The organism is Desulfonatronovibrio hydrogenovorans DSM 9292, assembly GCF_000686525.1.
GTDB classification, from domain to species: Bacteria; Desulfobacterota; Desulfovibrionia; order Desulfovibrionales; family Desulfonatronovibrionaceae; genus Desulfonatronovibrio; species Desulfonatronovibrio hydrogenovorans.
The window spans coordinates 211,303-234,784 of record NZ_KK365986.1 but is presented as its reverse complement, the minus strand read 5'-3'; the positions used below and the strand labels follow the sequence as shown (position 1 = coordinate 234,784).

Below are 23,482 nucleotides of genomic sequence, written 5' to 3'. Positions count from 1 at the left end.
CTGTTCACCTGCTCACTGGCTGAAGACTGTTCCTCAGTTCCAGTGGCAATGTTTCTGACCTGGTCCGCCACATCCTCCACCAGTTCAACAATCTTTTTCAGGGCGTCACCGGAATTATCAGCCAGGGAAATGGCTTCATCAACTGCAGCCACAGCCCGGTCCATGCCGTCAATATTGGCCTTGGCTCCGTTCTGAATGGAAGCAATTACTTGGTCTACTTCCTGAGTGGCATTCATGGTCTTTTCAGCCAGCTTCCGCACTTCATCAGCCACCACAGCAAAGCCCCGGCCTGCATCACCAGCCCTGGCAGCCTCAATGGCAGCGTTCAAGGCCAGGAGGTTGGTCTGGTCAGCAATATCTTCAATCACATCCATGATTCTGTCGATCTGGGTGGCCTGGCTGCCAAGTTCATCCAGACTGTTTTTGACTGATCGGGACATTTCCTGGACCCTGGCAATGGATTTTATGGAATCGTCCACTATTCTTGCCCCTTCCTTGGCCTCGTCCCTGGCTTTGTCTGCTCCACTGGCTGCACTGGAAGAGTTCTGGGCCACCTCCAGAATGGTGGCATTCATCTGTTCCATGGCGGTTGCTGTCTCGGTTGTCCTGCTTTTCTGTTCCTCAGCTCCCCGGCTGGACTGCTCCACCTGGGCTGAAAGCTCTTCTGAAGCCGAGCTGACCCGACTGACGATTTCCTCAAGCTGGGAAGCAGCATCCAGCATCCCTTCCCTTTTGGCCTTTTCCGCCTGGTCCTTGGCCTGTCTGGCCTGGTCCGTGGCCACCCTGGCCCTTTCCGACTCCTGCTGAGCCTGGCTGGACTCGGATTCAGCCTCCTCTATTTTGGCCTTCAGATTGCCCACCAGGGTATTCAATGCCTCAGACAGCACCCCCAGTTCATCTTTGTTTTTCAGGCTCAGTTCCTGGTCAAAGTCTCCCCTGGCCACGCTGGTGGCAAAGACAGTGGCCTTGGTGATGGGTCGACTCAGGGCCCTGGAAAAGAAGTATCCGGCCAGGATCATCAATCCGCCTATCAGAACTGATACCACCAGGATGGAACTAAGCACTTCGGATTGAGTGCCCTCGATAACTGTCCTTGGCTGTCCCAGAAAGAACATACCGGCCTGATCACCCTGAGCATCAATTATTGGCCAGTAAATCGTATCATACATATCGCCCAGGATGGGGCTTCTGTCCACAAACACCCCTCCTTGCTCAAGTACGGTCTGAATCACCTGCTGGTTCTCCATACTGGTTCCCACAACCCGCTGTCCATCCCTGCGGATGGTGGTGGAAAGCCTGGTGTCACCTTCAAAAATAGTGGCCTCCACTCCCAGTTTGTCCCTGATCTGATCAACAAAGGCGTGACTGCTGAAATTTGCCCCCAAAACAAGGCTGCCAGCGATGTTATCCCTATCCCCTACAGGGTGTCCGGAGCGGATGGACAGGGACAGGTGCTCCCCTGATTCAACTCCAGACACTGACCTGCCCTGCAAAGCCTGCTGGACAACGTACTGGTTCCTGATATTATCACCTGCCCGGTCTATATGCCCCCTGGCCAGGACATTTCCCTGAGCATCAGTAAAGGATATGAACTCCACGTCAGTTGAATTGATGATCTCCTGTCCGATACTGCCCAGGAAATCCCGGTCACCCTGTTCCAGGGCGGTTTTCACATCCGGATTAGCCGAAACCAGGCTGCCGATGGAATTCATAAAACTCTCCACTTCCTCCAGCTCCAGGTCAAAAGCCACCCTGTAGTTTTCCAGTCTGTCCAGAGAATCCTGATCCAGGTTCCGGGTGACAAAATAGTTGGTGGTTAGAAATATTGCCGCACTTACCAGTAAAACTGTCCCGCCTACCATGGTCAGGATTTTCCAGAATATTGAAAGTCTCATATTTGCCCCCCCCGGGGGTAGTCTTGTTAATATATTTATGAATAAACCGCAGCCTGCTAGACCTGCTTTAAAACACTCTTTTCATCTGCAGCCAGAAGCTTGTCCAGATCAAGCATGATCAGCAGCCTGCTTTCCAGCTTCCCCACTCCGCTAATATATTCCGCATCAATTCCAGCCACCACCGGAGGAGGAGGCTCCACCGTGTCCGCTGGAATGCGCAAGACCTCAGAAACCGCATCCACCACAAAACCCACGGACATGCCTTCCATTTCTATAACCACAATCCTGGTGTTTTTGTCCCGCTCAGCAGGCTCCAGGCCAAACCTTCTGCGCAGATCTATGATGGGAATGACCCTGCCCCTGAGATTTACCACACCTTCCACAAAATCCGGCGCTCTTGGCACCTTGGTGATATCCAGCATCCGGATAATTTCCTTGACACTGAAAATCTCTATGCCGAATTCCTCTTCCCCCACCTTAAAGGTGACCAGCTGAAGAATCCCGGTTTTGCCGACCTGTTCATGATTTGTCATTTCAATCCTCCTGTCTGATTCAATGTCTTTATCCAAAACATGTTCCTGAATCAGGTAGTTCTAACCTAAACCAAGGGATTTTCCATGTAACTTTCTGACATTACTGTCATTATCAGCACCAGGAAGACGCGTGGCAATCTCATGGATAACTAGCTGAGATTGCTTTGCTCACAATGACCAGGAAAAATCCCTCAGCTTAGGCCTAAATTATTTATGGCCTCACCCTCCCCGGCTCTGAATCATAGCCCTGGACAGTCCCAGGCCACCCCAGGATAAAGGTATAACCATTTTTTTCTCCAGAAACACCTGCACCTCAACCAGCTTCAAACCTAAAAGCCGAGCTTTGGTACATAAAAATCTTTTTTTCTTCTGGCAGCTTAAACCCAAAAAACCAGGGCAATGGTATTACCATTACCCTGGTTTTTTGGGTTTTGTCAACTATGCTCAAAAAATTACATGCTGAAATTTAAGCAATCGCTTCAGCGAATATCTCTGAAACCAGACTGGATGGCTACAAAATCAGATGCCCCAGGAGTCCGCTGATCTCTCCCCAGATGATGGCTGCACCCAGGAAATCACCGTTGATTCCTTTCATTTTCCGGCCCAGTCTGTAGAAAAAAACAAGTCCTCCAGCCAAAAGCAGTCCGGATATCAGCACTGTCTTAATCGGAACCAGGACCAGGGCCAGACCCAGAGTCACCGCCAGATTAAGGACGATTGCCCGGGTCCTGGTTCCTCCCTTGATAAATAATGATCCAAGGCCTGGCCGGGACAGATCTTTTCCCACAAAGGCAAGTGCCCAGGCCCCGAACCGGCCCAGAACAACCGCCCAGACAATAACTGCCCACTGCTCCAGCCGGATGACTTCCCCCAGCAGAACCAGCTGCCCTCCCAGACCAAAAAAAATCCCAGCCACACCAAAGGCCCCTGTCCGGCTGTCCTTGACTATGGTCCAGAACCTCTCCCCGTCAGCCTGGCTGGCCCAGCCATCCCACAGATCAGCCCATCCGTCCCAGTGCAGCCCCCTGGTCAGATAAAAACCCAGTCCCAGGACCATCAGGGCCTGGACCAGAGGATAATTACCAGCCAGACCCAGCAGGCAGGGCAGGACCATGATCACCCCCAGAACCAGGCCCACCAGGGAAAACCAGGCCATGGATCCGGCCAGGGATTCTTCATCCCCTGATCTGGCCGGGACCATCCTGGTCAGAAAGGACATGGCCAGCATGAAACTGGAAGCCGCCTGCATCACTGCTCCTTGTTAAAACACCATTCGCTTGGAAAAGCCCTTGCCCAGGACGTTAAAAGTATTTTCAATAATCACAAAGGCATTGGGATCCTTGGTAAATATGATTTCTTCCAGTCTTTTGAGCTGAAAATTGTTTACCACGGTGAGCACTATTTTCTTGCGCTCCCCGCTGTAGGTCCCCCGGCCATACAAATAAGTGGACCCCCTCTGGACCTGCTGGCCGATGAGCCTGGACATGGATTCCGGAAATTCCGTAATGATAAGCACCATCTTGCGCTGGTTGAACATGGCCATGAAGTAGTCAGCCACCAGAGCTGTTACAAAAACACTGGTCAGAGAATAAAGCACCAGGTCGGTTTCCAGGAACATGAATCCAAAGCCGAACAGAATCAGGTTGAAGAAAAAACCGCTCTGTCCGATGCGGATATTAAACTTCTGAAACAGGATAACCCCGATGATATCCAGGCCTCCGGTTGATCCGAATGACCTGAGGCTGATGCCCATGCCCGCTCCCAGCAGAATACCATAGGTCAGGGCAGCCAGAAACGGATCTGTAATGGGCAATTCAAGGTGGACTGTCTCCAGAAAAAAGGCGGTTACCAGAAGCCCGTACAGACTGTAAAAAAAGAACCTCCGGCTGACCAGTAAAAGACCGGCCGCAAAAACCGGAATGTTCAGGACCAGCATCCATATGCCAGGACTCATCGACCCGGTGATATAATAAAGTAGAAGGCTCAAACCGGAAAATCCACCGGCTATGAACTCATGATGGATGGCTATGCCATTGATGCCCAGGGCAATAATCAGCCCGGCCAGGGTCAACAGGCTGAGACACCATACATGCCCGTAAACAATCTTGCGGACCAGAGCGGTCATTTTTTCCTCCTGCATTTTATTTTTGACCTGAGCAGGCGGCTCATCCTGCTTCCAGGCCGGCATGGCCCTGTTTCAAGGTCTGCCTGATATTCGGTCTGACAGGACCAAAGCTAAGTCCAGACCAGGCCAAAATGAGCCTTCTGGTCTCTGAGACCTGGCCACAGGCCCCTGCTGCAATGACCAGAAAAAAGCCTTCAATTCAGAGCTGGTTACCTGGAAAAAAACCATCAGGCAAATGCCAATGGCCCTCTATCCCCGGACCAGCCCTCTGGCAACCTTTTTTTGCAGGGTTGACCCCGGTCAAGGGCAGGTTTATTGGTATGTACACCTTTAAGGAGCCTGGATCTTTCTTGTTTTTCATGATCGGCCAGACCATGCTTTATTTTCACATCAGCCAACCCCAAAGGAATCTTTATCAAATGGATTTTCAACCTGTTCTCCTTGACCACCAGGACAGATTCAACTCCTTGCTGGCCAGGACCCCTCAGATCGCCTCGGATTTCAGCTTTGCCAATATCTATGGATGGGCCGAGGAATACGGCCTCAAGCTGGCCTTTACCCGGGATCACGCCTGGATCAGGCAGGACCGGCCTGCTCAGGCTTACTGGGCTCCAGTGGGCAATTGGGACCTGGACTGGGAACAGGCCTTTAAGGACCTGCCCAGCCGGGCCAGACTGGTCAGGGTGCCGGAAAAGCTGGCCCTGGTCTGGAAAAAGGATTTACCAAAACTTGACATCCGCTCTGACCGGGACCACTGGGATTATCTCTATTCCGTGCCTGAACTCATAGAACTCAAAGGTAACAGGTTTCACAAGAAGAAAAACCTGTATAACCAGTTCATCAAAAATTATGACTATGAGTATGTAGTGCTGGGAAAAAAATACATTGAAAAGGCCCTGACCCTGCAGACGGAATGGTGTCTGTGGAAGGAGTGCAACGACTCAGGTGCCCTGGAAGCGGAAAACCAGGCCATTGTAAGGGTTTTTTCCCAGTGGGAGAAAATCAGAGGGCTGTTCGGAGCCGGACTCATGGTCGGCCGGGATATGGTGGCCTATACAGTGGCTGAGGCCCTGCCGGACAGGACCATTGTCATTCACTTTGAAAAAGGCTGCCCCGGATACAAAGGGGTATACCAGGCCATTAACAAGCTCTTTCTGGAGAATTCAGCCCGAGATTTTGAAGTGGTCAACCGGGAGCAGGACCTTGGCGATCCAGGCCTGAAAAAAGCCAAAGAATCCTACAACCCCACAGGCTACCTCAAAAAGTATACTGTCAGACTCTGATCCTGAACTAAGGATTTCTTCATGTAACTGACCAGTATCAGAGTCATTGCCAGCACCCGGAGGGTGGGTGGCAATTTCATGAATAACTGCTCGCATGGATAACTGACTGAGATTGCTTAACTTGCAATGACCAGGAAAAACCCCTCAGCTCAGGCCTGGTGGCAAAAGCAGGTCCCCTGAACCCGTACCCATGGCTGATTTTCTTTTTGAGCGGTAAATCTATTCTTCTTCCAACTTGTCCCAGAACTTGCAAGTCTTTTCCGGACAGGCCACATGCTCACCCCGGGTCTTGGTGGACTTGCGGACCAGGATCTTGTGGCCGCATTTGGGGCATTCTTCCTGAACCGGATAATTCCACACAGCATAATCGCATTTGGGATACTGGTTACAGCCGTAAAACACCTTTCCCCGGCGGCTCCCCTTTTCCACCATCTCCCCTGGACAGTCCTCCACCGGACAGGGGATGTCCGTGGAAAAAGGAGCAGTGTATTTGCATTGGGGATAGTTGTCACAGGCAATAAACCGGCTTCCGGTCCGGGCCTTTTTCAGGACCAGATCACCCTGGCAGTCAGGGCAGGTTCCTACTTTTTCCCTGATCACTGGTTCAGCCTCCAGAACCTTTATTTTCCCGGAATCGTCCCTGGTGAAATTGGCCGTGCTTTTGCAGTCCGGATAGGCTGAACAGGCCAGAAAAGCACCGTTGCGTCCGAAACGGATGAGCATGATCTGTCCGCATTTTTCACATTTAATGTCGGTCTCTTTACCGGCCTTGACCGTGGCCATTTCTTTCTTGGCCTTTTCCAGGGTGGGATAAAATCCGCCGGTGAACTGTTTTAAAAGCTCGACCCAGTCCTTTCTGCCTTCAGCCACTGTATCCAGGTCTTCTTCCATCTGGGCGGTGAATCCGGCGTCCAGAAGAGAGGGAAAATGTTTGACCAAAAGATCGCACACTTCAGAGCCAAGCTCGGTAGGCCGGAAGTTTTTTTCTTCCAGGCTGACATACTCCCGGTCCAGCAGAGTGGAGATGATGGCTGCGTAGGTGGACGGTCTGCCTATCCCCAATTCTTCCAGCTTGCGGACCAGGGATGCCTCGGAATACCTGGCCGGGGGCTGGGTGAATTTCTGCTCCTTGCTCAGGGACTTAAGATCCAGGGCCTGATCCGGTTCAAGTTTGGGCAGGAAGATATCTTCTTTGGCACTTCCCCCGGAATAGACCTTTAAAAATCCGTCAAAAATCAGCCTTTCCCCTTTGCTTCGCCATAAGGTATTGGCCGCTGACACCGTGACCGTGGTGTCCCAGAACCTGGCCGGGGCCATCTGAGAGGCCATGAACCTCTCCCAGACCAGCTTGTAAAGCATGTATTCATCCCTGGGCAAATAGGACCTGATCTCTTCCGGGGTGATCCCGGGGTCCACCGGCCGGACAGCTTCATGGGCGTCCTGGGCCGAGCCCTTGGATTTGAAAAACCTGGTCTTGGCTGGATAGTAATCTTTGCCCAGGCTGGACAAAATCCATTTTTTGGCTGCTTTCTGGGAATCCTTTGATACCCGGACCGAATCAGTCCGCATATAGGTGATCAGGGCGGTGGTGCCTCTGTCACCCAGGTCCACACCCTCATAAAGACGCTGGGCAACGGACATGGTCCTCTTGGCTGTAAACCCCATCCTGTTGCTTGCTTCCTGCTGCAGGGTGGAAGTTATAAAGGGCGGCTTGGGATCCCTTTTGCGCTCCTTCTCTTCCACTGCTTCCACCTTGAACCGGGACTTCTGCAGGACTGCATCCAGGGCCATGGCCTCTTTTTCAGAACCCACCCTGGCCTTTTTATTGTCCACCTTCCACAGATGACTTTCAAAGGCCTCTGCCTTGTCCGGGGCCAGCATGGCTTTGAACACCCAGTATTCCTCAGGGATAAAGGCCTGACGCTCCCTTTCCCGTTCCACGATCATCCGCAGGGCCACTGACTGGACCCGGCCTGCTGACAATCCCCGCTTGACCTTGTTCCAGAGCAGAGGAGAAATCTTGTATCCCACCAGCCGGTCAAGGATCCGTCTGGCCTGCTGGGAATTAAAAAGGTTTTCGTTCAGATCCCTGGGATGGTCCAGGGCCTCTTTCACTGCCCTGGAAGTAATCTCGTTGAACTGAATCCGCTTGATATTGGTGTTCTGTTTTTTGATCAGCTGGGCTATGTGCCAGGCAATGGCCTCTCCTTCCCGGTCCGGGTCAGGGGCCAGGAAAACCCGCTCAGATTTTTTGGCGCTTTGCTGCAGCTGATTGACCACTTTTTTCTTGCCGTAGATAATTTCATACTCCGGCTCAAAATCTCCGTCCTCACTTACCCCCAGAGTCTTTTTGGGCAGATCCCGGATATGGCCCACTGAAGCCTCCACCAGGTAGTCCTTGCCTAGAAATTTTTTAATGGTCTTTACCTTGGCCGGTGACTCAACAATAATTAAATCCTTACTCATAATGGTGCTGCGTATAAGCACTGGCTTTTTCTTTGGCAAGCAAAAATTTATCCACCCCTTTTTCTTGCCATGGATGTTTTTTTTCTTTATGCCCCAAAAACCGTTCCAGCCCGGACCTGACCCAAAGCGCCTGATGACTCAAAAAGATGCCGGGCACAATTTAAAAATTACCGGGCATTAACGGCCGGGTCAGGCATCATCCGGCCGGGAACAGAAACTTAAGCAAGAATCCTTGGAGCAGATATGAAAACAGCACTCATCGGCTTTGCCGGAAGCGGCAAAACCGAACTTTTCCGGGCCCTGGCCGGGCCTGGAGCGGCCGGGGTGTCCAGGGCCATGGTCAAAGTGCCCGAACCAAGACTGACCCCCCTGGCCAAAGTCTTTAACCCCAAAAAGATCACCCAGACTGAAATTGAATACCAGGACCTGCCTGGCAGCGGAGGCTCAAAATCTCTGGGCAATAAAGTCCTTGGTGAGATCAGAGGCTGCGACTGCCTGCTGGCAGTACTGGACGCCTTTTCCGGGGCTGTTGATCCCCGGGAGCAGCTCCAGGCCGTGGAAGCTGAATTCATTGTCTCGGACCTGGCAGTCATAGAAAAGAAGCTGGAAAGGCTGGCCCAGGACAAACAAAAGGCCAAACACCTCTATGATCCCCGGGTGGAGGAACTTCTGCAGCAGGCCATGGCCATCCTGGAACAGGAAAAACCCCTGCGCCGGGACAAAGACCTGTGCTCCCAGCCAGGACTCAAGGGCTTTGCCTTTCTCTCGGCCAAACCCATCCTTTATGCCTGGAACATTTCTGAGTCCAAAATGGATGGCTTTACTCCTCCGCCGGATGAACCGGGAACCATGCACATTGCTGTCTCAGCCATGCTGGAAAGAGAGATGTCCGAGCTGGACGATCCAGAAGAACTGGCCATGTTCATGCAGGATCTGGGAGTCCAGCAGTCAGCCCTGGACAGGGTAATTGCCAGGACCTACAGTCTGCTGAGCCTGATCACTTTTCTGACTGCCGGAGAAAAGGAGGTCCGTTCCTGGGCCCTCAGCCGGGGATCAACCGCAGCCCAGGCTGCCGGAACCATCCACTCCGACATCCAGAAGGGATTCATCCGGGCCGAGGTCCTTGGATGGGAGGATTTCCTGGAGTGCCTGGACATGAAAAAGGCCAAAGAAAAAGGAGTCCTCCGCCTTGAAGGCAAGGACTACATCGTCAAAGACGGAGACATCATCACCTTCAGGTTCAATGTCTGAGAAAAATGCTCGATAATGTATCTGTAATCCTTGTCAGACCCAAATACCCGGAAAACATCGGGTCTGTAGCCAGGGCCTGCATTAATATGGACTGCCCCGGCCTTATCCTGGTCAGCCCCAGGGATTTCGACCTGGACAGGGCTGCCCCTCTGGCCACGGCCAGGGGCAAAAAACTCCTGGAGCAGGCCCTGGTTGTTGATAATCTGAAACAGGCCCTGACTGGATTTCACAGGGCCTATGCCACCACTGCCAGGCTGGGCAAGTGGCGCAAGGGAATCCTCACTCCCTGGGAAGCAGGAGCCCAGATCATGGATCTGGAATCCGGACCGGCCAGATCAGCCCTGGTCTTCGGCCCTGAAGACACCGGCCTTTTGAACGAAGAGGTTGAACTCTGCTCCCATATCCTGTCCATCCCCACTTCCAGAGATGCCTGGTCCCTGAACCTGGCCCAGGCAGTGCTCATCGTGCTTTACGAGTGCTTCAAACAGGTCCCTGTGACCGATTCCCGCAGGATCAAACCCGGAGACTCGCGCCTCATCACCATGGAGGAAAACCGGGTCCTGCACCAGAACATCCAGGAAGCCCTCCTGGAAATCAACTTTCTCCAGCCTGACAACCCGGATTATTTCATGATGCCCTTGAAAAGATTCATGTCCAGGGCAGACCTGAGGCTGCATGAATTCAATCTGCTCATGGGAATCTGCAGACAGATCAGATGGATGGCCGGGAAATAACTTTTTTTTGCTCTATTCCCCCTGGCCCTCACTTTTTTGTTCCTGACCCTGCCCCCCTTGCAGTTTGAAAAAGTCCTTATCAGGCAGGCTGTTCAAAAATTCCAAGGGCAAGAAACAAAAAAAGTTCAAGGTCGCAGCGTAGTTATCCATACGTAAGGGTTTGAACTTTTTGGAACGACCCAGCAATTGGGAGATTTTCAACAGCTTGCTAAGAAACCTTCATGCCCTGGACGTATCTTTCAGAGCTTTTTCCAGACCAGCCCTGGTAAAGGGCTTGAAGGTGATCCCGCTGACTCCGGCCTTCAGGGCATCCTCTTTGTCCTGGGCCTCGTTCTGGGTGGTAACCATGATAATAGGCAGGTCCGGGCCAGGAAAAATCTGCCTGAGGGCAGTGGTCAGTTCTATTCCGGTCATTCCGGGCATGTTCAGATCGGTGAATACCGCCCTGGGCCGGTTATCCCTGATCCATTCCAGGGCCTGGTCCGGGTATTCAAAGAGTACCGGCTCAAAGCCCATTTCGTACAGGGTGGCCTTGTAGATATTCAGGATCATCCTGGAATCATCCACAGCAACAGCCACTGGCCTCTTGTCCTCCTGGTCTTCCTGAATGCCGATCCTTTGGGCCAGATCAGGATATCCGTATTTCTGGAGGAGCTCATGGAAAAAGGCCCGCCGGTCAGGCGGACAGTTTCTGGACAGGTGGGTCATGGCCATTTCCTGGAACGCAGCCACCTCAATCAGACTCATAAACAGGTTTTTGGCCTGGGCATTGATAACCGCCCTGACCGTTTTGATGGCATCATGATCCTTTTGTCTGACCATGTTCCTGACCCCGGCCACCAGGATCTCACTCAGGTTCCGGTCAATGGCTGAAGCTGCAGCCACGCAGACGTGTTCTTCCTGATCAGTCAGCCCTCTGGCCAGGATGTAGGCCCCCTTGTCCAAAGGAAGCATGCCCAGGGCTTCAAAGGCTGCAAACCTGACATTGGGGTCACCGGGCTGGCGGCTGATGAGTTTTCTGATGAACACCAGGGCAGAGACATCGCCGATGGCTCCTAAGACATTGAGGGTGTGGATCTGCAGATCAGGATCATCAGTTGACAGGTTCTCACCCAGCATGGGTACGGCCTTGGGTCCGATGCGGACCAGCCTTTCCTTGGCATAGGTCCTTAGATGGGCGAAATGTGAGCCTATGGCCTGGTTCAGCCTCTCCAGGGATGTCCGGTCCTGAATCCGGGAAAACACGTCCAGGATCAGAATGTCCATCTGGTGGTCATGACCGGTTTTTTCAGCCAGCCTGTGCATGGCCGTAGGTGTGCCCATGCCCTCCAGGGCCTTGATGGCCCTGATGATCAAATGCTTGCTGTTGGAATAAAGATATTCGCTGACCGGATTCACCGCTTTGGAATGGCCCAGGACGCCCAGCCCGGTTATGGCCGGGCCAAGGATTTCTTCATCCAGCTCACTATCCAGGATTTCCAGGAGCACTTCTCCGGCCCCATCGATCCTGGCTTCAGCCGCCAGGCTGATGAACAGTTCCCTGGGTTCAATACCGTCCCTGATCATGGTCAAAAGCAGCTCAGGATCTTCCAGGGATTTCATGGTCAGGATCTCCCTTACCCTTGGCAGTTCCCGGCTGATCCCGGTTTTTTTATGGATCAGACCGGCCAGCAGGGGAACGCAGAATCCGGGTTCTGCCTGTTCCAGAATGGACAAAAGCCCGTCCTGGGTGCTCCTGTCCACCTGATCCAGATATGAAAGGACTATTCCAGCCTTGATGGAATCTTTTTTCAGGGTATTGTCCTTAAGTTCGGACAGCAGATGCCTGGGATCAACCTGGCTCACGTTTTAACCCTTCCTATCCGGGCTTGAACTACTGCCCAGCTTTTTTAGGACATCCAGAAGCAGCCTTGAGAGCAGCTGGTTGGTCTTTGCTGCCACCTCCAGGATCTCCTGATGGGACGTCTCTGCCATGCAGTCCGGCAGGTTCTTGTTGGTCAAACAGGACAGGCCCAGGACCCGCATATTCATATGCCTGGCGCAGATGACCTCCAGAACCGTGGACATGCCGATGGCATCCCCGCCCAGAATCCTGAAGGCCCTGGTTTCTGCCGGAGTCTCCAGAGACGGACCTTTGATGCCCACATAAACCCCCATTTTGAGGGGGATACCGAGACTAAGAGCCCTGTCCTGGATCAGATTCAGCAAATCCGGACAATAGACCCGGCTCATGTCCGGGAACCTTGGTCCCCACTCCGGCACGTTCTCCCCGGCCAGGGGGTTTTCTCCGGTCAGATTGATATGATCGGAAAAAACCATGATCTGCCCGCTGTCAAAAAGCGGATTCAGGGACCCGGCTGCGTTGGTCACAATGGCTGTCCCGGCCCCCATAACCCCCAGCACCCTCATGGGCAGAACCACATCCCCGGGACTGTAGCCTTCATACAGATGGGCTCTTCCACTCAGCACGGCTAAGTTAAACCCGTTGACTTGACAAAAATGAAGACTTCCGGAATGACCGGCAACAGTTGACTGGGGAAAATTGGGAATCTGATCATAGCCAATGCTTTCCAGAGGGTTTAAAGCTGTCACCAGATCGCCCAGGCCGCTGCCAAGGACCAGTACGCCACCTGGCTTGATCCTGGAAAATTCTTTTTTGAGAAAATTATGGGTTTCAAGGACTTTTGTTTTTGCCGACATAATGCTATCCATTCCTGGTTGACAGTTTTCATTAACAGCCAGAATCCGCTGACAGACCTGAAAAGGCCAGGCATATCCGCCTGTGGGGCTGTCTTCCGGCTGAGCAGCGTGAGACCATTGATCTTTGTATTCCGGGATAGATGGGCATTGCTGAACATCCCCTTGCCCGCTAAAGTTACTGCATGAATTAGACGAACAGTACACTGGACAAATGACCCATGCTAACCATTCTTCCTAAGGATATTTAATGGATATTGCAACTTTTTTCGGAATCATTGTCGGGTTTTCCCTGGTCATCGGGGCCATTTTCCTGGGCGGAGCCCTGGATACCTTCATCAATATTCCCGGAATGATGATTGTTATGGGGGGGACCTTTGCCGCCACCAGCATCAACTTTCCGGTCAACCAGATTATCAAGGCCTTCAGGGCTGCTTTTTACATCTTTTCCGGGAAGATGGTCACCCCCAACGACGTGGTCAACACCATGGTCAGGATCGCTGAGATCAGCCGCAGGGACGGACTGCTGGCCCTGGAAAATATCAAGACTGAGAATGCCGTTTTAAAAAAGGCCTGCCAGCTCATTGCCGACAACACCGATCCCATGATGATCTCCCAGACCCTGCGCATTGAAATATCCTCTCTGCGCAACCGGCACGCCATAATCCAGGACGTTTTCAAAAAAATGGGCACCTTTGCCCCCAGTTTCGGAATGATCGGAACCCTTATCGGACTGGTCCAGATGCTGACCAGACTGGATGACCCGGCCAGTATCGGCCCGGCCATGGCCGTGGCCATTCTGACCACTTTTTACGGAGCCCTTCTGGCCACCCTGCTCTTCCTGCCCATAGCAGGCAAGCTTAAAAGCAGGACCCAGCAGGAAACCCTGCATCTGGAGATCATCTTTCAGGGTGCCCAGTCCATCCTGGAAAATAACAATCCCAGGATAGTCTACGAAAAACTGTCCTCCTTTGTCCCTCCTGTGGAGAGAAGAAATGAACGAGGCTAATCTGCCTGTCCAGGATCTTGAAGAAGAAGACGACACCAGGGCCTGGGTGACCATCTTTGCCGATATCGCCCTTCTTTTACTGGTCTTTTTCATCCTGTTGTTTTCTTTTTCCACCCTGAGCGACCAGAAGTTTGAAGAGACCATCCTGTCTGTGCGCCGGTCTCTGGGCCAGCAGGACACTGAAGAGTGGGGATTGCGCATCCGGACTGACACGGCCGGGGTGCTCATGGATCAGGCTGCCCAGTACCGGCAGATGGTGGAATCCCAGAAACGGGTCTTTTCCGATATCCGCTACTACCAGAACCAGAAAGGTCTGGAAGGGGTTGTGGGAGCCCATCTGGATGCGGGCACCATTACCCTTCGCCTTCCGGCCAGTGCCCTGTTTGATCTGGGCCAGGTTGAACTCAAACCCGAGGGTAAAAAACTCTTGCAGGACTTAAAAGATGTGTTTATTCGCCATCACGACCAGCGGATAAACATCCAGGGACATACCGACAATATTCTGCCCAGACCCGGAGGAAGATTTCAGGACAACTGGGAGATTTCAGCCCTGCGGGCTCTGAACACCCTGCGTTATCTCATGGAGATAGGCATTGACCCCAAACGGATGACCGCCACCGGTTTTGCTGATCTCCAGCCCTTATATCCCAATACCACAGATGAAAACAGGGCCAGGAACAGGCGGGTTGAATTTGTCCTGGAAAAGCATATCGGAGGTTAAATGGCTGACTTTTTTGATCAGCTGGATCTCGAATATCAGAGTACAACCCAGCGCAAGGCATACCGGGTGAACATACCTGATCTTAAGATCAGCTTTGGAAACGATCCTGAACTCTATCCAGCCCTGGATATCAGTGCCAGGGGGGTGGCCTTTTCCATTGGCAAAGATCAGAAACCTGCCCTTTCTCCGGGCGGGCAGGCTGAACTCTCTCTGGTCATCAGGGACAAGGTTTACCTGAAAGACCTCCAGGCCAGAGTGGTCAAGCTCAAAGACAATTTCGGGGCCTGCGAATTCCAGGATCTGCCCCTGCGCCAGGAAGCCCTGCTGGACAAGCTGGTGCTGGAGGTCCAGAAAAAAATGATTGAACTGCAGAGAAAACAAAAAGAACAAGAAAAAGAAGAAGATGAAGAGAAATAAAGTACTTATTGCCAACAGAGGCGAAATCGCCCTGAGAATCATGAAGGCCTGCCAGGACCTCGGCCTGGAGTTCGCTTGCGTCTATACCAAGGAGGACGCCGGTTCCGAACACTGCACCCAAGCCCTCAAAACAGGGGGGGACAAGGCCCTGTACAGGATCAGTTCCTACCAGGACCCCAATGAAATCTTTGCTGTGGCTGATGCCTCGGGATGTACAGCCGTCCATCCTGGCTACGGCTTTTTTGCCGAGGACTACCGCTTTGCCAGGCGGGTGGAACAGCGATCCAGAAAGCTGAGTTTCATAGGCCCGTCCTGGAAAGTAATCCAGGAACTTGGAGACAAGATCAACACCAAACGCCTGGCTAGAAAACTTGATGTACCCACTGTACCCGGTTCAGACAGGCCCATTGTGGACGACCTGGAAGCTGAAGAACTGGCAACTTCCCTTTTTGCCTTTCAAAAGGAAATGGGAGTGGAACAGCCCGTCATCCTGGTCAAGGCCTCGGCCGGGGGCGGGGGCATGGGCATTGAAGAAGTGGGCGATCCGGACCGGTTCAGGACTGTGCTGCGCAGGATCAAGAACTACGCCAAGCGCCAGTTCAGGGATGAGGGCGTGCTCATTGAACAGCGGATTTTTGATTTCAACCATCTTGAGGTCCAGATCCTGGGCGACCGCCACGGCAACCACGTCCATTTCGGCACCAGAAACTGCACTGTCCAGAGTGTGGGCCGCCAGAAAAGAATTGAGGTGGCCCCTGGCTTTGATCCTGAAAACATCAGCTATGCCTTTGACGCTTCCAAGGTCCTGAAGGACATCACGGAGTACTCCCTGCGCATGGCCAGGGAGGTGGGCTACGACAGTGTGGGGACCTGGGAATGGATAGTCAGTCCCACCGGGCAGCCCTTTTTGATGGAGGTCAACACCAGGATCCAGGTGGAAAACGGTGTGTCGGCCATCATTTCCCGGATCAGGGACAAAGAGGTGGATCTGATCCGGGAACAGATCAGGGTCGGCCTGGGTGAAAAGCTGGGCTTTGACCAGAAGGGAATCGTGTTCAGCGGAACCGGAATTGAATACCGGATTCTGGCTGAAGATCCGGACAACAATTTCATCCCCTGGGTGGGCCGGATTGAAAAGTTCTCCTGGTCTCCCCAGCCGTGGCTGCGCATGCACACCCATGTGCCCACGGACAGGCCCTATGACATCCCCACGGAGTTTGATCCCAACCTGGCCCTGGGCATCATCTGGGGCCAGGACCTGGAGCAGGCCAAAGAACGCGGCCTCAGGTTTCTGGAAGACCTGGTCCTTGAAGGCAGGACCCCTTCTGGAGAATCTCTGAAATCAAATATTGATTTTTTGAAGAAAAAAACCGATAAACTCCTTGTTTTTTAGTAAGGCTAACAATCATCCAGGCAGAAGCTCCCTGTGACCTGCCTTCTGATCAAGGATTCTGTTGAAACAGGATTTATTTTTTGCTGCTGCAATCTGCCCCAGGGTGGAATCGCGGTCTCATGATAACTGGCTTGAGACTGCCGGCTGGCAGACCAAAGTTAAGAAGACCCGCCAGGATCAGATATCCGGGCGGTCCTGGTTCATTAAAGTCATGAGCCTGGATATTCAGAGAGAATTAAAGCTGGCCTTTCAAGGGTACCTTGAGAAAACCCATCCAGGGCCGGGCGGTCGGACTGAAATCTTGATAACCACCAGTAAAAACAAAAATTCAATATGACTGAAATAGAAAAACAGATCCAGGATCTCACTGAACGCCTGAGGTACATCCAGGATATTTTCGGCAACCGGGAAAATGCCAATATCGCCCTTTTGGGTTCCAAGCTGAACGACTTCACCAAAAACCGCCAGTCCCTGGACCAGGCCCAGGTCAAGAGACACCTTTCCTCCCTGAGTGACCTGTTCAATTTCCTGGAAAGCAAGCTGGAAAAGGAACTCACTCCCATGGACCGGGTCAGAATTGTCAGGCATCCCCAGCGGATCAGCCTGGGGGACATCCTGGAAAATGTCTATGACAACTACACTGAGATCGGGGGCAAGGACGAATACAGTATTGACCCGTCCATGATCATTGCCAGGGCCTATATCACCCGCAAGGTGGGGAAAAAGGTCTACAAGCAGCCGGTCATGGTCATCGGCCAGGAAAAAGGGCATGGTCAGGAATTCAGGAACGGCGGCTCGGTCAAGCCCTGGGGCAATGCCAAGGCCATGGAATACATGAAGGTCGCTGAAACTGAAAACATCCCCATCCACACCTATATTTTCACGCCTGGCGCCTTTCCGGTTGAGGACTACCCAGGGGCTGCCCAGCAGATCGCCAAAAACATCTACGCCATGGCCGGGCTCAAGGTTCCGGTGGTGGCGGTTATCTCCGAAGGAGGTTCAGGCGGGGCTGAAGCCATTGGTCTGGCTGACACCAGGATCATGCTTTCCCATGGGTATTATTCAGTTATTTCCCCTGAAGGCGCCGCAGCCATTGAAGGACGGATCAAAGGTGAAATGAGGGCCACCCCTGAACTGGTGGACCGCTGCGCCAGACAGCTCAAGATCACGGCCAGGGACAACCTGAAAATGGGATATGTGGACCGGATCCTGGACGAACCAGCCCTGGGAGCCAGACCGGAACACTTTGATTTTTTCAAGAAGCTCCGCCAGGAAGTCATCATGGCCACTGACGAGATCGTGCTTTCAGTCCGGGGGTTCAAGCTCTTCCGGGCCATTGCCCTGAAGAAGCTGAACAACCCCAATATATATGTCCGGTGGAGTCTGTCCCCCAAATCCAAGGAACGCCTGTCCTGGCAGAGATACCAGAAGTTCAGGAACCTGAGCAGGCAGTTTCTCATAGACAAAACCCCGGCCTGGCAAAAGGCCCTGTCCACTGTCAGTCACGGCGGATCATCTGTTTATTCTTTTCTGCGCTATGAATTTCTGGGCCGGCACCAGAGAAAGATCACCCATCTGGCTGAAGACGTCCAGGGCGAAGTCCAGGCCCTGTTCGGCCGGATCATGAACAAAGGCTCGGAAATCATCCAGAAGATTCCAGTCCTGAAAAAGGAAAAGGAAGAGACCTGCAACCTGACCACCCTGTCCTCCTGGGAATCAGGCATGTCCTGGGATGAGCACTGCCGGTACATCAGCCCCCAGGCCAACCAGGACCGGACCATCACCTGCCCCAACAGCTCCAAGTTCGGCTGCCTTGATCTCTGGGCTCCGGACCTGTTCGGTGACTTTGCCGGGGTGTGCAGCTATTGCGGACACCATTTTTCCATGGAATATGAATGGTACCTCTTTAATGTGTTTGATTCCAGGTCCATCCGGGAGTTCAACTCCAAGGTGGAGAGTTCCAATCCCCTTGGCTTTGACGGCCTTGATCTCAAACTGGAACAGGCCAAGAAAAAGACCGGTCACAAAAGCGCCTGTATGACCTTTGAAGCCGAGATCAAGGGAGTGCGGATGGTGGTGGCCATGCTCATGGCCGGGTTCAGGGGAGGCAGCGTAGGAGTGGCTGAAGGTGAAAAATTCATCCAGGCTGCTGAGCTGGCCAGGACCAAGCACCTGCCCTTTTTCGCCTATGTCCACGGCACAGCAGGCATCAGGATCCAGGAAGGGACCAACGGAGTCATCCAGATGCCCAGGTGTACCCTGGCTGTACGCAGATATCTTGAATCCGGGGGATTGTACCTGGTTTTGTACGACACCAACTCCTATGCCGGACCAGTGGCCAGTTTCCTGGGCTGCTCACCCTACCAGTTTGCAGTCCGTTCAGCCAATATCGGCTTTGCCGGTCCAGGGGTCATCCGGGAGACTACCGGCCAGGATATTCCTCCGGACTATCACAAGGCCTTTATGACCCTGTCCCGCGGCCACATCCAGGGAATCTGGGACCGCCGGGAGATCCGCACCAACCTTTACCACGCCCTGATGACCATGGGCGGCGAATTTCTGTATTACAGGTAGACGCCAGAAGGAGTCCCCCTTGATCGATATAATATCCCTGCTCGATGAAATAAAAAAAGCTCCCTTTAAGGAGATCACCGTGACAACCCCCCATTCCGGGGAGATTGAATTCATGGTCCGCCAGGCCGGAGAAAAGGTCATGGGCGCATCCGGGACCTGGAAGCACAAGCCCGGCACCCTGCTGGCCTACCTGACCAGAGAGGGCAATAAAAAGCCGGTTTATGCCCCGGAAAAAGGTGAAGTGGTCATGTTCCATGACATCAAGGATCATGAATTTGTCCAGGCCGGAACCCCCCTGCTTCAGATCAGACACTATCTGACCAAGCAGGAGGTCAAGGACATCATCCTTAAAAAGGCCCTGCACCTGTTTACTGCTCCGGAAAAGGGCAAGTACTATTTTGTCTCCGCAGTGGACCTCAAGCTCAAGGCCAAGGGCCTGGGCCAGGTCAACATCAAGGACGGTGAGGAAGTATTGATCCTGTCCCGGATGAAAAGAGAAACCACCCTGACCTACACCGGACCGTCAGGCTACATCTATACAGTCTATTTTGACTCCAGCGAAAGTGTTGAGGCCGGGGCTCCCCTCATCGGGGTCTGCCCCAGAGATCAAATCGAGAACATCAAGGAAGTCGTGGCCAGGATTCAGAGCGGCTGGGAGGAAAAGGAATAATGGGTGAGATGATTCAGGTCCGGGTGTCAGCCGGAATTTTCGACCAGGACAAGGCCTTGAAAAAATGGTCTGCAGCAGCCAAACTGGCCTTTGGGCCGGACTGGGACAGGGATTTTTCAGGACGCAACCTCTTGACCGAACTGGTGGATGCCCTTTACGATAAACATAGACTGGGCATGCTGCCCAAAAATATGGCGGATATCCTGGCTGATGACATTGCCCAGGCCCATCAGCTCCACCACAAACTCCAGCACTATCTGGCTGAACGCGCTCCCCAGGATGCAGACCGGATAACCTATGACCTGGAGGAAGTGCTGGACCGGATTCAGGAAAAAGCAGACTGAAAACTGGGCTGAGGGATTTTCCTGGTCATTGCCAAGCCGGGAACCGGCTTATACCCCGGGGCCACTTTTCAACCCTGGAAGGCACAGGCTCCAGAGGTTTTACATAGCCCCCGGACCAACCAGTTCTTAATTCTAGACTGCTTTCAAAATGATTTTAATCAGCGTAAATCAGTGAGATCAGCGGCTGAAAATCTTCTTTCTTCTTGCATCTGATAAGATTCAAAGACAAAGAATATCAGCCGCTGATTGCGCAGATCTTCGCAGATAAGAAAAGCGTTGCCAAAGAGTTGATAATAGAGAACATAAAGATCATCTTGATTGCAAATTGGAATTAACTATGTGTTGAAAAAGTCCTTATCAGGCAGGCTGTTCAAAAATTCCAGGTGCAAGGAGCAAAAAAAGCTCACGGTCGCAGCGTAGTTATCCATAAGTAAGAGTTTGAACTTTTTGGAGCGACCCGGCAATTGGGAGATTTTCAACAGCCTGTTAATCATAACCAAAACTTCAGGAGGTATCATGGCTGGTTCCATGAATAAAGTAATCCTGGTGGGCAGACTGGGACAGGACCCCAAGCTGGCCTATTCAGCCAGCGGTCTGGCTGTGGCCAATTTCAGCCTGGCCACTGATGAGTCCTATACCGACCGGGACGGAAACAAGGTGGACAAAACCGAATGGCACCGCATCGTGGTCTTTGGCAAGCAGGCTGAACTCTGCTCCAACTATCTTTCCAAGGGCAGTCTGGCTCTGGTGGAAGGGAGCCTGCAGACCAAAAAATGGCAGGACCAGCAGGGCCAGGACCGTTACACCACTGAGATCAAGGCCCAGCGGGTCCAGTTCATGGATTCCAGAGGCCAGGGCTCCTATGTTCCAGCCCCGGACCAGGACAATAAGAAACAGTCCTCCCAGGACCGGGAGCAGATGGGTCCGGCTTTTCCCTCGGAAGCAGGCGGCATGGATGATGCCCCGTTCTAATCCCTGCAACCAGATCCTGATATCATCTCCTGGGTTAACCGGATACCCTTTTGCCACTTAACCCTTGCACCTTGAAAACCAGCTTCATCCTGGCAGCCTTGCCCTGGCTGCCAGGGTGAAGGATAAAGGGACAGAGTCTTTTGAGGCCAAAGACTCATGACCCGGCCTGTTTGTCATTTTGCCAAAGGCGCAGCCCATCCCCAGGCTCTACTTGGGACAAACAAAGCATTATATCATTTTATCTTCATTCTTGACCCTCAGCCCTTTTTCCCGGTGCCAGGCACCCCCTTGCATTGATTACCAATCAAATATAGATTGAATGATATTAAGGAGGAGGCAACATGCAAAATACCAGAACACTATCCCCGGAAACCATGACTGCGGTTGAAATGCTTGAAAGCATTACTCCTGGTCAAAGAAGCCAGGCCCTTGAAATACTCAGAAATTTTGTGGATGAAATCAATAATGAGCAAAAATGGCAGAAACTGTATGCAGAATCATCCGAACCAATGATCCGCATGTCCAGGCAGGCCCTTGAAGAGCATCAAAGTGGTAACAGCCGGAAAATGCAGCCTTAATGGATTCCTTTACAGTTAAATCCTACTGGAAGGCTTACAATGAGCTGCCTGAAGAAATCAGACAGCTGGCCGACAAAAAATTTGCCGTATTGGTTTGCCTGGAGGCCGCCAAGCAATCCCCCAAGCTCCCCTTGGGGCAGGCGAAGCATTATATCATTGCCAGGCCCGGAATCAGCTGAAGCAATCCCTGACTTTTTCCTCTTTTCCCTTCCCCTTCCCCTCTTAGCTCTTAGACCTCCCCAAAGGTTCAAAAATCTGTACAGTAAAAAAATTTTTACTTTTGACCATTTTTTTGACAAAAAACCCTTGCATTTTGTTTTCAGGCCATATAGACAAAGGCTCAACACTTGGAAACGAGTGTCCGGCGTCAGGAGTTTGTTTTCAAATTTTATTTTTCTCAAGCAAAAGGAGAAAGTTTTATGAAACGTTTTATCGTGATGGCCGTCATGGCTGCCTTTATCCTGGGCACCGTTGGCATGGCTCAGGCCGTGCAGATCAACGCCAAGGGTGACTGGCAGATGAGCGGTAACTATGTTAAAAATCCTAACTTTGACAAAGACGAAAAAGACGACAGGTTTCAGGCTGTTCAGCGCCTGCGTACCGCTTTTGAGTTCGTGGCCAATGAAAACCTGAAAGCAGTGTTCCGTTTTCACGTGGAAAACAGATGGGGTGAAGAAGGACATACGACAGGCGTCAGTGGCCGCGACAAGCTTGGCTATGACTTGGCGTATCTTGATTTCATGATCCCCAACACTGATGTTAACCTCAAGGTTGGTAAGCAGGCCGTTGCTCTGCCCAACACCTTGGGCTCCCACATCCTGGATGAGTTTGTTTACGGTGTAACCGCTGGTACTCAGTTCAATGACATGGTTGGTCTGACACTGGGTTGGTCCAGATTTATGGACGAAGAAGGAAGCGGGTATGATCAGAGCGGCAACAGAAGATATTCAAAAGACGAACTGGATGTATTCTTTGCCATTGTTCCGGTAACCATGGACGGATTCCAGGTTAACCCCTTTGTAGCTTACGGCTACTCAGGCAAAAATGCTTTTGCAGATATAGATGCTGATGAAACTTATGCTGACTGGAACGGCGAAAGCGCCAACCACTACTGGCTGGGCATCAATGCAACTGTAGATATGTTCGACCCCATCGTGGTCATGGCTGACTTAAACTATGGCGGCAGAGGCGAAATAGCCAGAAATGCTGATGACGAAAAAATGGGTGAAACCCGCGGCTGGATCGCCAACTTGGCTGTCCAGTACAATATGGACCTGTTCACTCCTCAGGTATTCTTCCTTTACGAATCTGGTGAATCCAGATCCAGCATGGAAGATGGCAAAAAGGGCAAGCGGATGCCCACTCTTATTCCGGACGTGAACTTCACCTCCTTCGGCTTCAACGGCTCCAACTTCCGTGGTGTTGGCCGCAACCGCATCGCCGGCCTGGCTGACGATGACCACATGGCCACCCTGGGCGTAATGGGCGCTGGTTTCAAACTCATGGACATCTCTTTTGTCGAAAACCTGACCCACGAATTCCAGTTTGCTTACTATCGGGGTACCAACCATAAGGACTACAGAAATGTAGACCCTGATGAGTACATCCTGATGACCAGCAAGGACAAGGCCTGGGAAGTAAATTTCAACACTCAATACCAGATGTATGAAAACCTGGCTGCCATTCTCGAACTTGGCTACATCAACGCCGACTTTGCTGATCGTCGCGATGGCGATAACAAAGTTAAGGTGCTTGACGACGACGCCTGGAAAGCTGCCTTTGGTTTCCGCTACCGCTTCTAGTACACCTAAGTACTTATC

General features: G+C 52.3%; 21 protein-coding genes. 13 read left to right on the top strand and 8 right to left on the bottom strand.

All coding sequences use genetic code 11. The features are described 5' to 3' along the window. The 4 genes from P771_RS0115875 to P771_RS0115855 all read right to left on the bottom strand — a co-directional run. The coding region (locus tag P771_RS0115875; protein WP_035244820.1) for a methyl-accepting chemotaxis protein at positions 1-1,895 on the bottom strand (1,895 nt) is incomplete at its 3' end. A 56-nt stretch (positions 1,896-1,951) separates the two neighbouring features. Then, complete coding sequence (locus P771_RS0115870; protein WP_028575893.1) at positions 1,952-2,428, bottom strand: chemotaxis protein CheW; 477 nt, start codon at positions 2,426-2,428, stop codon at positions 1,952-1,954. Positions 2,429-2,939: 511 nt separating this feature from the next. Then, on the bottom strand, positions 2,940-3,677 hold the full coding sequence (locus P771_RS0115860) for an adenosylcobinamide-GDP ribazoletransferase (RefSeq protein WP_028575892.1): 738 nt from the start codon (positions 3,675-3,677) through the stop codon (positions 2,940-2,942). Between the two features lie 12 nt (positions 3,678-3,689). Then, positions 3,690-4,553 carry a YitT family protein gene (locus P771_RS0115855; protein ID WP_051617512.1) on the bottom strand — a complete coding sequence of 288 codons (864 nt, stop codon included), beginning with the start codon at positions 4,551-4,553 and terminating at the stop codon, positions 3,690-3,692. Between the two features lie 419 nt (positions 4,554-4,972). Here P771_RS0115855 and P771_RS0115840 point away from each other — a divergent pair, with 419 nt between their 5' ends. After that, entirely contained in the window at positions 4,973-5,836 is an 864-nt protein-coding gene (locus tag P771_RS0115840; protein WP_028575889.1) for a DUF2156 domain-containing protein, read from the top strand. A gap of 219 nt (positions 5,837-6,055) precedes the next feature. Here P771_RS0115840 and topA read toward each other — a convergent pair whose 3' ends face one another. Continuing rightward, entirely contained in the window at positions 6,056-8,302 is a 2,247-nt protein-coding gene (gene topA, locus P771_RS0115835; RefSeq protein WP_028575888.1) for a type I DNA topoisomerase, read from the bottom strand. A 243-nt stretch (positions 8,303-8,545) separates the two neighbouring features. Between topA and P771_RS0115825 the strand changes: the two genes are divergently transcribed. Together P771_RS0115825 and P771_RS0115820 are read left to right on the top strand one after the other, a co-directional pair. Beyond that, positions 8,546-9,553, top strand: coding sequence for a DUF933 domain-containing protein (locus P771_RS0115825; RefSeq protein ID WP_028575887.1), 1,008 nt, complete (start codon positions 8,546-8,548; stop codon positions 9,551-9,553). Positions 9,554-9,558: 5 nt separating this feature from the next. Beyond that, positions 9,559-10,287, top strand: a complete 729-nt coding sequence (locus P771_RS0115820; protein WP_028575886.1) for an RNA methyltransferase — start codon at positions 9,559-9,561, stop codon at positions 10,285-10,287. 219 nt (positions 10,288-10,506) lie between these two features. Here P771_RS0115820 and P771_RS0115810 read toward each other — a convergent pair whose 3' ends face one another. Together P771_RS0115810 and P771_RS0115805 are read right to left on the bottom strand one after the other, a co-directional pair. Next, entirely contained in the window at positions 10,507-12,132 is a 1,626-nt protein-coding gene (locus P771_RS0115810) for a response regulator (protein ID WP_028575885.1), read from the bottom strand. A gap of 3 nt (positions 12,133-12,135) precedes the next feature. Next, positions 12,136-12,987: a purine-nucleoside phosphorylase gene (locus P771_RS0115805; RefSeq protein ID WP_035244818.1), complete on the bottom strand. Its 852-nt coding sequence runs from the start codon at positions 12,985-12,987 to the stop codon at positions 12,136-12,138. 247 nt (positions 12,988-13,234) lie between these two features. On the opposite strand from P771_RS0115805, the gene P771_RS0115795 reads away from it, so the two are divergent. The 9 genes from P771_RS0115795 (at position 13,235) to P771_RS0115730 (ending at position 21,662) form a co-directional block, all read left to right on the top strand. Then, the gene (locus tag P771_RS0115795; protein ID WP_028575883.1) at positions 13,235-13,993 is read left to right on the top strand and encodes a motility protein A; all 759 of its coding nucleotides are present in this window, start codon (positions 13,235-13,237) and stop codon (positions 13,991-13,993) included. Continuing rightward, a complete protein-coding gene (locus P771_RS0115790) occupies positions 13,980-14,714 on the top strand; it encodes an OmpA/MotB family protein (RefSeq protein ID WP_028575882.1) in 735 nt (244 codons plus the stop codon). The genes P771_RS0115795 and P771_RS0115790 overlap by 14 nt, the downstream gene beginning before the upstream one ends. After that, entirely contained in the window at positions 14,715-15,131 is a 417-nt protein-coding gene (locus P771_RS18030) for a PilZ domain-containing protein (RefSeq protein ID WP_051617492.1), read from the top strand. Beyond that, positions 15,118-16,524, top strand: coding sequence for an ATP-binding protein (locus P771_RS0115780; protein ID WP_028575881.1), 1,407 nt, complete (start codon positions 15,118-15,120; stop codon positions 16,522-16,524). The genes P771_RS18030 and P771_RS0115780 overlap by 14 nt, the downstream gene beginning before the upstream one ends. Before the next feature lie 333 nt (positions 16,525-16,857). Then, the gene (locus tag P771_RS0115770) at positions 16,858-19,098 is read left to right on the top strand and encodes a carboxyl transferase domain-containing protein (protein ID WP_028575879.1); all 2,241 of its coding nucleotides are present in this window, start codon (positions 16,858-16,860) and stop codon (positions 19,096-19,098) included. A 19-nt stretch (positions 19,099-19,117) separates the two neighbouring features. After that, a complete protein-coding gene (locus tag P771_RS0115765; RefSeq protein ID WP_028575878.1) occupies positions 19,118-19,768 on the top strand; it encodes a hypothetical protein in 651 nt (216 codons plus the stop codon). Then, a complete protein-coding gene (locus P771_RS0115760; protein ID WP_028575877.1) occupies positions 19,768-20,112 on the top strand; it encodes a hypothetical protein in 345 nt (114 codons plus the stop codon). The genes P771_RS0115765 and P771_RS0115760 overlap by 1 nt, the downstream gene beginning before the upstream one ends. A gap of 516 nt (positions 20,113-20,628) precedes the next feature. After that, positions 20,629-21,084, top strand: coding sequence for a single-stranded DNA-binding protein (locus P771_RS0115745; protein WP_028575875.1), 456 nt, complete (start codon positions 20,629-20,631; stop codon positions 21,082-21,084). A gap of 341 nt (positions 21,085-21,425) precedes the next feature. Continuing rightward, positions 21,426-21,662: a hypothetical protein gene (locus tag P771_RS0115730; RefSeq protein WP_028575874.1), complete on the top strand. Its 237-nt coding sequence runs from the start codon at positions 21,426-21,428 to the stop codon at positions 21,660-21,662. Here the strand turns inward: P771_RS0115730 and P771_RS18850 are convergent. Further along, positions 21,659-22,063, bottom strand: coding sequence for a hypothetical protein (locus tag P771_RS18850; RefSeq protein ID WP_150112228.1), 405 nt, complete (start codon positions 22,061-22,063; stop codon positions 21,659-21,661). The genes P771_RS0115730 and P771_RS18850 overlap by 4 nt on opposite strands. Positions 22,064-22,081: 18 nt before the next feature. On the opposite strand from P771_RS18850, the gene P771_RS0115715 reads away from it, so the two are divergent. Next, a complete protein-coding gene (locus tag P771_RS0115715) occupies positions 22,082-23,464 on the top strand; it encodes an outer membrane homotrimeric porin (RefSeq protein ID WP_028575871.1) in 1,383 nt (460 codons plus the stop codon). Positions 23,465-23,482: the final 18 nt, after the last annotated feature.

Bases quoted from the DNA above. Each gene is read 5' to 3' on its own strand.
- P771_RS0115870 (WP_028575893.1), bottom strand. From the start codon at position 2,428: ATGACAAATCATGAACAGGTCGGCAAAACCGGGATTCTTCAGCTGGTC.
- P771_RS0115860 (WP_028575892.1), bottom strand. From the start codon at position 3,677: ATGCAGGCGGCTTCCAGTTTCATGCTGGCCATGTCCTTTCTGACCAGG.
- P771_RS0115855 (WP_051617512.1), bottom strand. From the start codon at position 4,553: ATGACCGCTCTGGTCCGCAAGATTGTTTACGGGCATGTATGGTGTCTC.
- P771_RS0115840 (WP_028575889.1), top strand. From the start codon at position 4,973: ATGGATTTTCAACCTGTTCTCCTTGACCACCAGGACAGATTCAACTCC.
- topA (WP_028575888.1), bottom strand. From the start codon at position 8,302: ATGAGTAAGGATTTAATTATTGTTGAGTCACCGGCCAAGGTAAAGACC.
- P771_RS0115825 (WP_028575887.1), top strand. From the start codon at position 8,546: ATGAAAACAGCACTCATCGGCTTTGCCGGAAGCGGCAAAACCGAACTT.
- P771_RS0115820 (WP_028575886.1), top strand. From the start codon at position 9,559: ATGCTCGATAATGTATCTGTAATCCTTGTCAGACCCAAATACCCGGAA.
- P771_RS0115805 (WP_035244818.1), bottom strand. From the start codon at position 12,987: ATGTCGGCAAAAACAAAAGTCCTTGAAACCCATAATTTTCTCAAAAAA.
- P771_RS0115795 (WP_028575883.1), top strand. From the start codon at position 13,235: ATGGATATTGCAACTTTTTTCGGAATCATTGTCGGGTTTTCCCTGGTC.
- P771_RS0115790 (WP_028575882.1), top strand. From the start codon at position 13,980: ATGAACGAGGCTAATCTGCCTGTCCAGGATCTTGAAGAAGAAGACGAC.
- P771_RS18030 (WP_051617492.1), top strand. From the start codon at position 14,715: ATGGCTGACTTTTTTGATCAGCTGGATCTCGAATATCAGAGTACAACC.
- P771_RS0115780 (WP_028575881.1), top strand. From the start codon at position 15,118: ATGAAGAGAAATAAAGTACTTATTGCCAACAGAGGCGAAATCGCCCTG.
- P771_RS0115770 (WP_028575879.1), top strand. From the start codon at position 16,858: ATGACTGAAATAGAAAAACAGATCCAGGATCTCACTGAACGCCTGAGG.
- P771_RS0115760 (WP_028575877.1), top strand. From the start codon at position 19,768: ATGGGTGAGATGATTCAGGTCCGGGTGTCAGCCGGAATTTTCGACCAG.
- P771_RS0115745 (WP_028575875.1), top strand. From the start codon at position 20,629: ATGGCTGGTTCCATGAATAAAGTAATCCTGGTGGGCAGACTGGGACAG.
- P771_RS0115730 (WP_028575874.1), top strand. From the start codon at position 21,426: ATGCAAAATACCAGAACACTATCCCCGGAAACCATGACTGCGGTTGAA.
- P771_RS0115715 (WP_028575871.1), top strand. From the start codon at position 22,082: ATGAAACGTTTTATCGTGATGGCCGTCATGGCTGCCTTTATCCTGGGC.